Origin of the sequence: Photorhabdus kayaii (assembly GCF_025384895.1) — a bacterium.
Lineage (GTDB): Bacteria > Pseudomonadota > Gammaproteobacteria > Enterobacterales > Enterobacteriaceae > Photorhabdus > Photorhabdus kayaii.
This window is the reverse complement of sequence record NZ_JAJAFZ010000007.1, coordinates 55,689-70,440: the sequence shown is the minus strand read 5'-3', so window position 1 is coordinate 70,440 and position 14,752 is coordinate 55,689. Positions and strand designations below refer to the sequence as shown.

Genomic DNA, 14,752 nt, shown 5'->3' with positions numbered 1-14,752 from the left:
TGATTCATGCCTAAATTTTTTATAGATCGGCCAATCTTTGCATGGGTAATCGCAATTATCACCATGCTGGCTGGCCTGCTGGCAATTATGAAATTACCCGTAGCGCAATACCCTACTATTGCACCACCGGCGATTTCTATCTCTGCAACTTATCCCGGCGCAGATGCCACTACTGTGCAAAACACAGTGACACAGGTTATCGAACAGAACATGAATGGTATCGATAACCTAGTTTATATGTCTTCCGACAGTGATTCTGCTGGAAACATGAATATTACACTAACCTTTGAGGCCGGTACTGATCCCGATATTGCACAGGTACAAGTACAAAACAAGCTACAACTCGCTATGCCTCTGTTACCACAAGAAGTGCAACAGCAAGGTATACGTGTAGATAAGTCCACGTCCTCTTTCTTGATGGTTGCCGGATTCATCTCTGAAGATGGCTCTATGTCACAAGACGATATCTCTGACTATGTTGGTGCAACCGTCAAAGACCCTCTGAGCCGTGTAACTGGTGTGGGTGATACAATGCTTTTTGGTAACCAGTATGCTATGCGTATCTGGTTAAATCCTGACAAGCTCATTAACTACAAAATGACGACTCTGGATATAATAAATGCCATCAAAGCACAAAATAACCAAATAGCTGCTGGTCAATTAGGGGGAACCCCTCCGGTTCCAGGTCAACGCTTGAATGCGTCGATCATTGCTCAAACACGTCTAACCTCACCGGAAGAGTTCAGCAATATTCTTCTGCGTGTCAATACTGACGGTTCTCAGGTCCGTCTGAAAGATGTAGCAAAGGTGGAACTAGGTGCAGAAAGCTACAACATCATTGCCCGCTATAATGGAAAACCTGCTGCGGGTATCGGTGTCAAACTAGCGACAGGCGCTAACGCTTTGGATACATCCAAAGCAGTAAAAGAAGCGCTAAAAAATATGGAACCTTTCTTCCCTCACGGGCTGAAAATCGTCTATCCATATGACACCACACCATTCGTTAAAATCTCTATAAACGAAGTGGTAAAAACACTGGTTGAAGCCATCATGCTGGTGTTCGTGGTAATGTATCTATTTCTCCAAAATTTCCGTGCAACACTCATTCCAACCATTGCGGTTCCAGTCGTACTCTTAGGAACATTTGCAATACTCGCTACATTTGGCTATTCAATAAATACATTAACCATGTTTGCTATGGTTCTCGCCATTGGCTTATTGGTAGATGATGCCATTGTTGTTGTAGAAAACGTTGAACGTGTTATGCAGGAAGAAGGTCTATCGCCGAAAGAAGCAACCAAGAAATCAATGGGACAAATCCAAAGCGCCCTAGTTGGTATTGCAATGGTACTGTCTGCTGTATTTATCCCAATGGCCTTCTTCGGTGGTTCAACCGGTGCAATTTATCGTCAATTCTCGATCACTATCGTATCTGCAATGGTATTGTCTGTGCTGGTAGCACTAATCCTGACACCAGCTCTATGTGCCACCATGTTGAAACCTATTGCCAAAGGTAGCCACGGTAAGCAGACCGGCTTCTTTGGCTGGTTCAACCGCATATTTGACAAAAGTACCCACCACTATACTGACAGCATTGGTCGTATTCTACGCAATACAGGCCGTTATCTGGTAATTTATGTATTCCTGGTGGCGGGTATGGCCGTCATGTTCACACGTTTACCATCCTCTTTTCTTCCCGAAGAAGATCAGGGAGTATTGCTGACAATGGTTCAATTACCTGCGGGGGCGACACAGGAACAAACAGAAAAAGTTCTAGATAAAATAAGCGATTACTTCAATACAGAAGAAAAAGATCGTGTGGTTTCTGTATTTACCGTCAGTGGCTTTGGTTTTAGTGGGCAAGGTCAAAACACGGGGTTGGGATTTATAAGCCTGAAAGACTGGGGTGAACGTCCAGGTGCTGAAAACAAAGTACCTGCTATTGTTGCCAGGGCTAGTGCTCACTTCCAGAAAATCAAAGAAGGTATGGTTTTTGCGTTTAACATCCCGGCAATTGTAGAGTTAGGTTCAGCAACTGGCTTTGATTTTGAATTAATTGATAAAGCAAACCTTGGACATGACAAACTGACAGAAGCCCGTAACCAATTACTTGGCATGATACAACAGCATCCAGATATGTTAGTAGGTGTTCGTCCTAATGGTCAGGAAGATACCCCTCAATATCGGATCAGAATCGATCAGGAAAAAGCTGAAGCTCTCGGTGTTTCCATCGTGGATATCAACTCTACACTCAGCACGATGTTTGGCAGTAATTACGTAAACGACTTTATCGATCGCGGTCGAGTCAAAAAAGTTTACGTTCAGTCGGAAGCTCCTTATCGTATGCTACCAAGTGATATTTACAAGCTGTATGTCCGTAATAAACAGGGTGAAATGGTTCCATTCTCTGCCTTTACAGATACGTCCAAAGAACCCTGGACCTACGGTTCACCACGTCTGGAACGCTATAACGGTTTACCATCAATGGAAATATTGGGTGAAGCAGCCCCTGGTAAAAGTACCGGTGATGCAATGGCTTTGATGGAAGAATTAGCATCGCAGTTACCAAATGGAATCGGTTTCGACTGGACAGGTATGTCCTATCAGGAACGCCTGTCTGGTAATCAAGCTCCAGCTCTATATGCATTATCATTGATAGTAGTATTCCTCTGTCTGGCTGCACTGTATGAAAGCTGGTCAATTCCATTCTCAGTTATGCTAGTAGTACCATTAGGTATCGTTGGAGCCTTGTTAGCAACAACATTCCGCGGTTTAGATAACGATGTTTACTTTAAAGTTGGCTTGTTGACCACTATCGGTTTGTCGGCTAAGAACGCGATACTCATCGTTGAATTCGCCAAGGACTTGATGGAAAAAGAGGGCAAGGGGTTGATAGAAGCTACGCTAGATGCGGTAAGAATGCGTCTTCGCCCAATCCTAATGACATCATTAGCATTTATGTTAGGTGTTATCCCCCTAGTACTGAGTAATGGTGCGGGATCTGGCTCTCAAAACGCAGTGGGTACTGGGGTATTAGGCGGAATGATTGCAGCAACCTCGCTAGCCATCTTTTTCGTGCCGGTATTCTTTGTGGTTATAAGACGACGTTTCAGTAAGAAAGCGGAGGAGATTGAACTCGCATCAGAATCTCATTAAATGCTACAACAATAACCAGAAGGCCGTCAAATCGGCCTTCTTAAATATAATCGTTGCTTACATTTGACAAGATTCTGATCATTAATCTATCCGCTTAATATTTAAGTAATTTCGTTTAAATTTAATTATAATCACCACTTATGAGTATGAAATAGCTTTAAAAATCCAAGCATTAGTAACTTTAATAAAATTAATATGAAAGTTGTCGGACAAAAATTACTTTATCTTTTTTTACACTAAATGACAAAAAACAATACCAGCACATAGTGACTTATGTAATAATGATGTTATATTCATTGATTATTGTAGCCATCAGGCTATAATCTGCCATTACTGGTATCTGAGGGAAATACTGTTTTATATAAACCTACATATTAACTCACACATACTAGCCGCTATTTATAGTTTATTGAGTTAAGGTATGAATTTTGTTAAGAGCTGATTCTGATTTACTAGAAGCAAATCAGAGCCATCTGTAGAAAAGATAAATAATCCCAAAGAACGATTATAGATACATAATAATAATCTCTCGAAAAAAATTTATAATACGTGTATATGCTTAGTGTTTAACTCGAAAAATTAAGTAATGGCATATACAGCAAGATCAACATAGCATGGATGAATATTCACTCAAGATGACATAATATTGATGAATTAGAATGCTTATGTGAAAATCTAAGGCAAGAAGCACTTCTAGTGCAGAGTACACAGAGATGAGACTGGTTGTGGAAATAGCTTCTACATCTCAGAAGATTTTAAAGCTAAACAAATAGATTGAATACATATCAACTTTCGTTTGGTACTTTAAAATAAAATATTCTGATGATTTCAGTCTTCTCACTTGAATTGATAAATGTATTGATAATACATATAGTTATACTTTGTTTGGAAACAAATTAAGATTAGCGTTTCTATACCCAATGGATTTCAAGATGCATCGCGGCAGCAAGGGAACGAATCCCCGGGAGCATAGATAACTATGTGACCGGGGTGAGTGAGTGCAGCCAACAAAGAGGCAACTTGAAAGATGACGGGTATAAACTTATGGAATGGTAAAAAAACTAATGAACGCTTAACCAGCGTCCTGTTACAGGATTTAAATTGCTCCTTGAGCAAAATTTGATTGGATATTTCCCTCAATAATTTTTTATATATGTTAAATAAGAAAGGCGATTATGACTAAAACTGATTATCTGATGCGTTTAAGAAAATGCACCACGATTGATACACTGGAACGTGTGATTGAAAAGAACAAGTATGAACTTTCAGGAGATGAACTTGAACTATTCTACTCTGCTGCGGATCACCGCCTGGCTGAGCTGACCATGAATAAACTGTATGACAGAATTCCACCTTCAGTATGGAAATATGTTCGCTAAGATAGTCTTTATCAGATAGAAAGTGATCCGAGCCGGTAAAGTGCTATCGGCTTATTAGGTTACCGATGAAATTGGCGAGGGCTCTGCCAGCGGCATCCCGGCACACACATCCCCTGCTATGGCTGCTTCCTTCCGGACCTGACCAAGTTAACAAGTTAGCGTTGCGGGAGAACCAACAGAGCCCCCATTGTGACGTGTTGCTTTAACTCTAAAGCGGTGCCATTATCATTCATACCTACTTAAATAGCAAGACAGGCAGACCCGAATGCTGATTTATTGCACATTGCAAATCAATACAATAAGGAAATGTATTATTTAACGGCTTTCAACGTAATTTCGACATCTTTAGTCTTCCCATTATTAATCACTTCATATGCGGTATCTGTAACAAACATCAAGCGGCTATGCAGCGAAACAGAAGCTCTGACAACAATGCGTGCATTCGGCTTAATTTTGTTTGGCTGATAAGGCAAAACAAAATGGAAAGGTGATTGTTTCCCACCTAAACGCTCTACCTTCTGAGACAGAGTAACTGAAGGTGCATCAGCTAAAGATACATCAGATAATGCCACTGTCAGAACAGCATCTGCTGGCAATGCTATACGCTGTAGTATATTAATATTACCTTCAACAAAAGACCGTTTCATTGGATTTTCAATCTTTCCCACCTGAGTATCTACTACCTCAGCACCTTTGGCATTACACCCAACCAAAGCAACCGCTAGTAATACGCCAGCGGGGAACTGCCATAATTTCATACACATTCCTCCATTATTAACTAATCTATATAAATATTAAAATAAATTGAAATATCAAATCATTAAATCTAACTCATTTGAATTATAGATTAAAAATTTGAACATAAGACACCAATAAATCTCACATTCTTTATTGCACTGCTGTTAGGACTTAAAACATTTACAATTTAGTTATTTATTAATCATCTATTAATGAGACAATAATCATCCCTTGTACTCTCGATAACCTAATAGAAAACAAAGGCATATTATGAGCAAGTCATTACAGAATCTGATAAATTTGATGAAATTGGAAAAAATTGAGGAAGGTATTTACCGAGGGCAAAGCGAAGATCTCGGTTTTCCTCAGGTTTTCGGAGGACAAGTGATTGGTCAGGCACTGTATGCTGCCAAACAAACCGTTGTCGATGACAGAATGGGCAACTCTTTCCATAGCTATTTCTTACGTCCCGGTGACAGTCACAAACCTATCGTCTATGATGTTGAGGTTTTGCGTGATGGAGGAAGTTTTAGTGCCCGGCGAGTTAGTGCAATTCAGAATGGTAAGCCTATCTTTTATATGACTGCCTCATTTCAAAGTCACGAAGAAAGTTTTGAACACCAAAATATAATGCCGGATGTACCCTATCCAGAAGAACTTATCCCTCAGGATGAAATCGTGAAAAAAATGTCGCATCTACTGCCACAAAAGATGCAGAATAATCTTCTTTTTCCCTGCCCGTTAGAAATGAGACCCGTAAAATATCACAGTCCATTCAATTGTCCACCAGAAGAGCCTATACGCTATGTTTGGTTCCGCAGTAACGGCAATATGCCTGATAATCCTTTTATTCATCAATATCTACTTGGCTATGCCTCCGATTTTAACTTTCTGCCAACAGCATTACAGCCACATGGTGTCGGGTTCCTTGAGAAAAATATTCAGATAGCAACAATTGACCATTCTATGTGGTTCCACCGCCCGTTTAGACTAGACGACTGGCTGCTATATGCTGTAGATAGTCCGTCAGCTTCCGGTGCCCGTGGTTTTGTTCGGGGACAGATTTATAATCGTGAAGGGATACTTGTTGCTTCCACTGTACAGGAAGGTCTGATTAGGAAACGCAATAGATAAATGAATAAGGCAGCAAATTAAGAAACCAGCATTACATTTCATGGCTTTATTGCTGCCCTTTTATATTACAACTTAATTATAAGCACTCTCTCCATGAGAATTAATATCCAACCCTTCCCTTTCAATTTCAACCGTAACCCTCAGCCCTACCAACAGATCTGCTATTTTAAAAGCAATAAAGGCAACAACGGCTGACCAAATCACACAAACCAGTATACTAAGAGCCTGAATACCAACTTGTTCCAACATGGTTATACCCTCTGCATGGCCGGTCCCTCCCAAAGATTTAGCCGTAAAAAACCCTGTTAGGAGGCAACCTACGATCCCACATACGCCGTGTATGCCGAATACATCACACACATCGTCAACACGTAACCACCGTTTTAAGGCCACCACCCCCCAAAGTCCGGTAAAACCCGCGATCAGACCAATGATTAATGCACCACCAACACCAACCATTCCCGCCGCAGGTGTAATACCAACCAGCCCAGCAATACAGCCTGAACATGCCCCTAAAAGAGACGGTTTATTACGGAAAAACCATTCTGCAAAAACCCATGACAGGATAGCGGCGGCAGTCGCCACAATGGTATTTAAAAATGCCAGAGCAGCTATCTCATTAGCAGCACTAGCAGAACCAGCATTAAAACCAAACCAACCAATATAGAGCACAGCAGTACCAGTGAAGACCATCGGCAAGTTATGTGGTTTAAATGCTTCTTTCCCAAAACCAGTACGTTTTCCCAGTAAGTAAGCACCAACCAATCCAGCTACAGCAGCATTAATATGAACAACCGTACCACCAGCAAAATCCAATGCTCCATCTTGTGAAAGCACACCCCCACCCCAAACCATATGCGCCATAGGCAGGTAAGAAAATGTCAACCACAGCACACTAAAAACTAACAAAGCCGGAAAGCGAATACGCTCCCCTAACGCACCAATAATCAAAGCAACTGTGATACAAGCGAAAGAGCCCTGAAATGCCACATGAATTAGCTGATAAAAATTGCCACTTAAGTCAGTGAATGCCAAATTCTTTAGCATCACTTGACTAACACCACCGAAAAAACCATTCCCTGGCTCAAAAGCCAAGCTGTAACCGTAAATCACCCATAATACACATACTAAAGCAAAGCTCACCATGACCTGAGCCATTAACGATAAAACATTTTTATTCCGTAGCAATCCACCATAAAACAGAGCAATTCCTGGAATCGTCATAAACAGAACAAGGACTGTACAAATCATCATAAAAGCATTATCAGCTTTATCAACAACACCTTCCGCTGCCTGAGATAATGATGGTAAGCAACTGGCTACAATACCGGCAGCCACAGAGAATTTTCTTTTCATATCTATCTTCTCTATCAGTGAGTTACAGTGCCTCATCGTTAGTTTCTCCTGTTCTAATACGAATAGCCTGTTGCAATTCGATGACAAAGATTTTACCGTCGCCAACTTTTCCAGTGAAAGCTGATTGCTGAATAGCATGAATTACCTCCTCAACCAATTCATCTGCTACAGCAATATCTATCTTTATTTTAGGTAAAAAATTGACACTATATTCCGCTCCACGATAAAGCTCCGCATGTCCTTTCTGACGCCCAAATCCTTTTACCTCTGTTATGGTCAACCCCTGAACACCAAGACCAGAGAGAACTTCCCGAATATCCTCCAATTTGAATGGCTTTATAATTGTCGTAATGAGCTTCATACATCCCCCTTCCATCCGGCTATTATGTTTTCAATAAGGAAATAGCAAGGGGCGTGCCAGAAATTAAAAACATATAAAAATCAAATAATAAAGAGAGTAAAAATTATGGAGAATTAAGAAGGGAGGAGAGCAGCGAATATACTCTCCCATAAGTGCACCGAATTAGTGCAAGCTTGATTAAATTAGCACCTCTTTCTCAGAGATTGTGCCACATTCATTTAATGTCTCACCTACTTGTTGCAACTGATACATCTGATAGTAACGTCCACGACTCACAAATAATTGTTGATGGCATCCCTGTTCAACAACTGCACCACGATGCAGCACCAGAATAGTATCAGCCTCCACAATGGTAGATAAACGATGAGCAATCACGATCAATGTTGTTTGTTGACGAATCAATCTCAAAGCCTGTTGTACCGCCTGTTCCGTACCAGAATCAATATTTGCAGTCGCTTCATCAAGGATCAAAATTTGTGGCGTTTGCACTAACACTCTCGCCATAGCAAGCAATTGTTTTTGACCGGCTGACAACGTATTACCCTGCTCTCCCAAGATAGTATGAAGTCCATCAGGCAATGTACGTACTAACTCAGCTAATTGAACCGTTTCCAGTACTTGCCAAACCTTCTCTTCTGAAATATTCCGACCAAGCGTAATATTGTCAAAGAAAGAGCCCACAAGAACAACCGGGTCCTGCTGAACTATTGCCACACCATTGCGTAATACCGAATGAGACAGAGATGATACAGGCCGGCCATCAAGATAAATTTCCCCTTTCTGCCACGGATAATACCCCATCAGCAAATTTGCCAGCGTACTTTTACCGCTACCGGTATGACCAACCAAAGCAACAAAACCATGAGCCGAAATCTGTAAGTTAATATCTTGCAAAACTATTTTTCCATGTCGGTAGGAAAAACTGACATTTTCTATATCAATTCGACCACTGGACAGTGGCTGACTATCCATCCCATAACCTTGTTGAGGACTATCCATTAATTCAAATATTCTCTCGCCAGAAACGACAGCTTGTTGCAAAATCGATTGTTGAGATGTCAGCTCAATAAGAGGTTCATTCAACCGCCCCAAATAATTAATAAAAGCATACAATACCCCGACACCAATCGCCCCTGGCCCACTAATTCCAAACAACACGATAAAACCGCACAATACCATAGCAGATAGCAAACTCAGCAATGGGCGTAACAAAAGCCCATCTAATCTCAACGCTTGCATTCTCGCCTGATAATGAGCCCGATTGGTTAACAACATACGTTCACCAAAACGCGCCTGCTGCCGGAACTGCTGAACAACACTCATTCCATTAATGACTTCATTAAACTCATCATTAATATCAGCCAAATAACTACGTACCCGACGGACAATTGGTGTACTAAAATGCTGATATATTGCCATAACAATCAATACGACAGGAAAAATAAGAATTGCAATCAATGCCATGCACCATTCCAACATAAACATGGCAATCAGCATCGCACCAATCAATGCCATGCTGCGAAATACCGCTGGAACTACATTAACATAAAGATCTTTAATGACTTCGGTGTCATTCGTTACACGGGAAATCAACTGCCCTACCGGCTGATTATCAAAAGCACTCAGAGGTTGGCGCAATGCTGCATTCATCACATCAGTACGAAGCTGCTGAACCACATCGACTGACACTTGATTGAACAATAAAGCCTGAAAATAGTGTAACGCAGCCGTAATCAGTTGCAGAATAATAAAGGTTATAGCTAGCCCGATAACCACTCTAGTAGGCATATTACCCGTTGCAACCATATTATCGATAAAGTAACTAATGAGAACCGGACCACTGACTTCCGCAATTGCAGCCCCCCATAACATGAGCACAGCCAGCCCCAACGGCTTACGATAATTTTTTCCATAAACCAGCAGGCGCTTCAGAGACGGCCACAATTGACGAACTTTAGTCATCTTTATCCCCTTCTACTGTTTCCTCGTCATCCAATTCTGCTTCGAGTTGCTGATAATAATACATATCACGATACCATCCCGGCTGCTCTGCCAGTTGCAGATGCCGTCCCTGATGTATAACAGAACCTTGCTGCATCACCAGGATATTATCCGCATCAGTTAATGCAGACAGGCGATGGGCACTAATAATAATCGTCCGTTGTTGCCTCCACTGACTGAGGTTTTGTAGGATATTGTATTCAGTTTGCCCATCAACCGCAGATAAAGCGTCATCCAGAATCAGAATCTCGGCATCTAAAAGTAATGCTCTTGCAATGGAAATACGCTGCTTCTGCCCACCAGAAAGCATTACCCCACGCTCGCCTACTTCTGTCTGATACCCCTCAGGTAAACGAAGAATATCTTCATGGACATTGGCAAGGCGGGCAACTTCTTCAATCTGTTCCTGTGTTGCATCAGGACGTCCCAAAGCGATATTCCTGGCAACGGTGTCTGAAAATAAAAAGGGAATTTGATTGACAACAGCAAATCGTGCTCGCCATTCATCTAATCTAATATCCGCAATTTTGAGCGACTGGAAAAGAATTTCACCCTCAGTCACATCAAACTGCCTCTGTATCAACGCAAGTAGTGTGCTTTTACCTGAACCAGTTGGACCACAGATCCCTAATAACTGCCCAGGTAATAACTGGACATGAATTTGACTGAGAACAGTTTTGTTACTTTGCGGATAATTAAACGCTTTGATATTCACATCCAAAATACCGCGCTCAGGCAATAAATTGCCAATACCATCCTTAATGACCGGAGGCTCCTGCAACAAGCTACGGATACGGCTATAAGCAGCACTTCCTCGTTCAACAATATTAAACATCCATGCCAACGCCAACATTGGCCAAATCATCAGGCCAAGATACATCACGAAACTAGTAAGCTCACCAAGTGTTAAAACACCATTTAGCACCATCCAGCTACCACCACCGATAGCCAAAAAGTTTGACATACCGATGGCAATAAAAATTGTCGGATCAAACCGAGCATCCACCCTAGCCACATACATATTCTTACGGCCGGCTTCCACTGCAACTTGTTCAAACTGACTTGATTGCAGATCTTCAAGGCCAAACGCTTTAATCATGCGAATACTGGTCAAACTCTCTTGAGCCTGATTATTTAAAGCAGAAAATGCGCCTTGTGCAGATTTGAAGCGACGATGAAGTTGATCACCATATCGTTTAATAATGATTGCCATAATCGGCATAGGTAACAGAGACAGTAAAGTTAATTGCCAACTAATTTGTATACTCATCATAATTAGCACTGCACAGCCCATAACTAGCGAATCAACTAACGTAAGTACACCTTCACCCGCAGCAAACACCACACGATCCACATCATTAGTAGCACGAGCCATTAAATCTCCCGTACGGTGACGCAAATAAAATTCAGGGTTTTGTCGGCTAAGTTGCTGGTAAAAATTATTCCGTAATTTAACGGCTAATTGATATGACGCCCCAAACAACCATAAACGCCATATATAACGCAAGATATAGACAATCAATGCAATAACCAGCATAACACCAATCCACACCATCAATTGGTAAAATGACATAGATGCAGTACTGATCCCATCAACGATTACACCCACCAGATATGGCGGAATGAGTAGTAGAATAGAGATAATAATAAGCAGAGTCACTGCCCCAAGATAGCGACGCCACTCGCTACGGAAGTACCAACTTAATTGAGAAAACAATCTCACGCGTGTATATCCCGAAATGAAATAGATAGTAGAAATGTTGAACGATACTCAGAATAATTGAATTAACGCAATAAATTAATAATTGGTTAATCTGGTATCGGTAATGCTGTAGTGTATTTGATTTTTTCCATTGCAAAACTCGATGTCACATCAATCAACCCCGGAACACCATTAACCATACGCTTGTAAAAAAGATCATAACTTTTCATATCCACAACTTCTACGTGCATTAAATAATCACACTCACCAGCCATACGATAAAAAGCTAGGACTTCTGGCATTTGCTTTATAAATGCAACAAATTGCTCATACCAACCACTGCTATGCTGCTGAGTTCTGATCATAACAATCACTGTCAGCCCTAATCCTAATTTTTCGCTATCAAGCAAAGCAACTTTGCCAACGATATAGCCTTCATCTTCAAGTCGTTTTAGCCGTTTCCAACAAGGAGTAGAGGTAAGATTAACAGCTTCCGCCAATGCATTCAGAGACAGACTACAATCTTTCTGTAGTAACTTAAGCAACTTGCGGTCTGTTTTATCCAACATAGCTACCTCTTATAGAAAAATTTTCCATAAAGAAACCACATACTAAGAAAAATAACAATCTATTTCTCCCAGTATCAAGTTAATCTATCCGCTGCCAATTATTTTTAAATTATAGAGTTAATAATTAATGTCACACAGTTGGACCACCAAGGCAATCAGAGAGATTCAAGCAGACCATCAACGCAGCTCTGACACTCATCTTATCCTCCTTAATTTGCCAGTTTTTCCAGGTATCCATTTATATCTAAAAGATGAAAGCACCCATCCAACTGGCAGTCTGAAACATAGGCTTGCTCGTTCTTTATTCCTTTACGCACTTAGTAATGGTTGGATAAAGGAAGGTACCCCGGTTATTGAATCCTCATCGGGTAGCACTGCTGTATCCGAAGCCTATTTTGCCCGCCTGCTTGGGCTACCTTTTATTGCTGTTATGCCCTCATACACTGCGAAACGTAAAATTCAGGAAATTGAATTTTATGGTGGTAAATGCCATTTTGTTAACCATTCAGCACAAATATATGACGAGTCAGAACGACTAGCGAAAGAACTAAATGGTCATTATATGGATCAATTTACCTACGCCGAACGAGCAACAGACTGGCGAGGTAACAACAATATTGCTGAAAGTATTTTTCGCCAGATGCAAATGGAACCATTTCCTGAACCAGATTATATTGTTATGAGCGCTGGTACTGGGGGAACTTCTGCAACTTTAGGACGCTATATCCGTTACCAAGGGCATAACACTAAACTAATTGTTGTCGATCCAGAAAACTCTATATTTTATGACTATTACCGTCAAAATTGCTGTGATATTCGTGGCAATTATAGCAGCAAGATTGAGGGTATTGGCCGCCCTAGAGCAGAGCCTTCTTTTATTCCCTCAGTCATTGATGACATGATCCAAATACCCGATTGCGCCAGCATTGCAACAATTTACTGGTTGGAAAAATTACTAGGTAGAAAAGTTGGCGCATCTACGGGGACTAATGTCTGGGGAGCGCTTCTGCTTGCTAACCAAATGCATGACCGTGGAGAACAAGGTGCAATAGTAACTTTACTGTGCGACAGTGGTGAACGTTATCTCGATACTTACTACAATCCAGATTGGGTAAAAAATAACATCGGCGATATCTCACCTTATCTCAAACAACTACCCAATTTCTGTAGTTATAAGTAACATGACCATTTTATTCCAATGAGGATGTTACAATGAGACGAGCTGTTGTTGTATTCAGTGGGGGGCAAGATTCCACTACCTGCCTGATTCAGGCAATTAATCAATATGATGAAGTACATTGTGTCACTTTTGATTATGGTCAGCGCCATCGTGCCGAAATTGATGTTGCACGTAATATCAGTCATTCTCTTGGTGCTGTCGCACATAAAGTATTGGATGTCACATTACTTAACGAATTGGCTCTCAGCAGTCTGACTCGTGATAATATTCCTGTTCCCGATTACAATGAAAGTGAAAAAAGTGCCATACCCAGTACATTTGTCCCTGGCCGTAATATCTTATTCCTGACGCTGTCTGCTATATATGCTTACCAAGTTGAAGCCAAAGCAGTCATTACCGGCGTATGCGAAACTGATTTTTCCGGCTACCCTGATTGCCGTGATGAATTTGTCAAGGCACTGAATAAAGCAGTAAGCCTTGGCATTGCCCGTGATATCCGCTTTGAGACGCCATTGATGTGGCTCAACAAAGCTGAAACTTGGGCATTGTCCGACTACTACCAGCACTTAGACTTTGTTCGTAGTCAGACATTGACTTGCTACAACGGTATTCAAGGTAATGGGTGTGGTACATGTGCAGCTTGTCATCTCAGAGCTAACGGATTAGAACAATATCTCAATGCGCCTGAGAAAATTATGACTGAAATGAAAGCAAAAACACATTTAGTTTAATCCAAATGGCAATGAGAGCTTTTTCCTCTCATTGTCCTGTTTTCACCAAAACTCCCATTATTTCACGTAATTCACCTTCAATAGACAAAGCTCTTTGTGTTTTTCTATCAATCCAGACAAACGTAGTTTTAGCATCTGCAATGAGTTGATTATTCCTCTTGCGTATAATTTCCTGAGAAAATACGCCACTTCTGTTTCTCAGCTCCGTCAACCGACAATCCACCTCTAATTCATCACCAAGAACCGCTGAACTGCGATAATTAATATTAATATTAACCACTGCAAACCCAACATTGTTTTTCTGTATCCATTCCACTACAGAGTGTTTATGCAGCCACTCCCATCGAGCACTTTCTAGAAATTCCAAGTAGCGAGCATTGTTCACATGTTGAAATAAATCTATATGATAACCATGAACTTTTATAACTGAACTCATAATATTGCC

The 14,752-nt window shown here is 41.1% G+C and carries 12 protein-coding genes and 1 other RNA gene; 5 read left to right on the top strand and 8 right to left on the bottom strand.

From position 1 onward, the window contains the following. The first annotated feature begins 6 nt into the window (after positions 1-6). Both LGZ98_RS04475 and LGZ98_RS04470 read left to right on the top strand, forming a co-directional pair. Complete coding sequence (locus tag LGZ98_RS04475; protein ID WP_113040823.1) at positions 7-3,156, top strand: efflux RND transporter permease subunit; 3,150 nt, start codon at positions 7-9, stop codon at positions 3,154-3,156. Positions 3,157-4,331: 1,175 nt separating this feature from the next. After that, positions 4,332-4,535, top strand: a complete 204-nt coding sequence (locus LGZ98_RS04470; RefSeq protein WP_011147992.1) for an HHA domain-containing protein — start codon at positions 4,332-4,334, stop codon at positions 4,533-4,535. 81 nt (positions 4,536-4,616) lie between these two features. On the opposite strand, the gene ffs is transcribed toward LGZ98_RS04470, so the two are convergent. After that, positions 4,617-4,713: signal recognition particle sRNA small type (gene ffs / locus LGZ98_RS04465), an RNA gene on the bottom strand. 133 nt (positions 4,714-4,846) lie between these two features. Then, positions 4,847-5,293: a YbaY family lipoprotein gene (locus LGZ98_RS04460; RefSeq protein WP_113040821.1), complete on the bottom strand. Its 447-nt coding sequence runs from the start codon at positions 5,291-5,293 to the stop codon at positions 4,847-4,849. Between the two features lie 250 nt (positions 5,294-5,543). On the opposite strand from LGZ98_RS04460, the gene tesB reads away from it, so the two are divergent. Continuing rightward, positions 5,544-6,407: an acyl-CoA thioesterase II gene (gene tesB, locus LGZ98_RS04455; RefSeq protein WP_113040820.1), complete on the top strand. Its 864-nt coding sequence runs from the start codon at positions 5,544-5,546 to the stop codon at positions 6,405-6,407. A gap of 72 nt (positions 6,408-6,479) precedes the next feature. Here tesB and amtB read toward each other — a convergent pair whose 3' ends face one another. From amtB to LGZ98_RS04430, 5 genes are all read right to left on the bottom strand, one after another. Beyond that, entirely contained in the window at positions 6,480-7,763 is a 1,284-nt protein-coding gene (gene amtB / locus LGZ98_RS04450) for an ammonium transporter AmtB (protein WP_113040952.1), read from the bottom strand. Positions 7,764-7,785: 22 nt separating this feature from the next. Next, positions 7,786-8,124, bottom strand: coding sequence for a P-II family nitrogen regulator (gene glnK / locus LGZ98_RS04445; RefSeq protein WP_113040819.1), 339 nt, complete (start codon positions 8,122-8,124; stop codon positions 7,786-7,788). Positions 8,125-8,301: 177 nt separating this feature from the next. Next, positions 8,302-10,086: a SmdB family multidrug efflux ABC transporter permease/ATP-binding protein gene (locus LGZ98_RS04440; protein ID WP_113040818.1), complete on the bottom strand. Its 1,785-nt coding sequence runs from the start codon at positions 10,084-10,086 to the stop codon at positions 8,302-8,304. Continuing rightward, positions 10,079-11,848 carry a SmdA family multidrug ABC transporter permease/ATP-binding protein gene (locus tag LGZ98_RS04435; RefSeq protein WP_113040817.1) on the bottom strand — a complete coding sequence of 590 codons (1,770 nt, stop codon included), beginning with the start codon at positions 11,846-11,848 and terminating at the stop codon, positions 10,079-10,081. The genes LGZ98_RS04440 and LGZ98_RS04435 overlap by 8 nt, the downstream gene beginning before the upstream one ends. Positions 11,849-11,934: 86 nt before the next feature. After that, positions 11,935-12,396 (bottom strand): Lrp/AsnC family transcriptional regulator, encoded by a 462-nt coding sequence (locus LGZ98_RS04430; protein WP_113024566.1) that lies wholly within the window; start codon positions 12,394-12,396, stop codon positions 11,935-11,937. Positions 12,397-12,523: 127 nt separating this feature from the next. Here LGZ98_RS04430 and LGZ98_RS04425 point away from each other — a divergent pair, with 127 nt between their 5' ends. Together LGZ98_RS04425 and queC are read left to right on the top strand one after the other, a co-directional pair. After that, positions 12,524-13,576 (top strand): PLP-dependent cysteine synthase family protein, encoded by a 1,053-nt coding sequence (locus tag LGZ98_RS04425; protein WP_113040816.1) that lies wholly within the window; start codon positions 12,524-12,526, stop codon positions 13,574-13,576. A gap of 32 nt (positions 13,577-13,608) precedes the next feature. Beyond that, on the top strand, positions 13,609-14,307 hold the full coding sequence (queC, locus tag LGZ98_RS04420; protein ID WP_113040815.1) for a 7-cyano-7-deazaguanine synthase QueC: 699 nt from the start codon (positions 13,609-13,611) through the stop codon (positions 14,305-14,307). A gap of 28 nt (positions 14,308-14,335) precedes the next feature. Here queC and LGZ98_RS04415 read toward each other — a convergent pair whose 3' ends face one another. Next, positions 14,336-14,743: an acyl-CoA thioesterase gene (locus LGZ98_RS04415; protein WP_112894567.1), complete on the bottom strand. Its 408-nt coding sequence runs from the start codon at positions 14,741-14,743 to the stop codon at positions 14,336-14,338. Between the last annotated feature and the right edge of the window lie 9 nt (positions 14,744-14,752).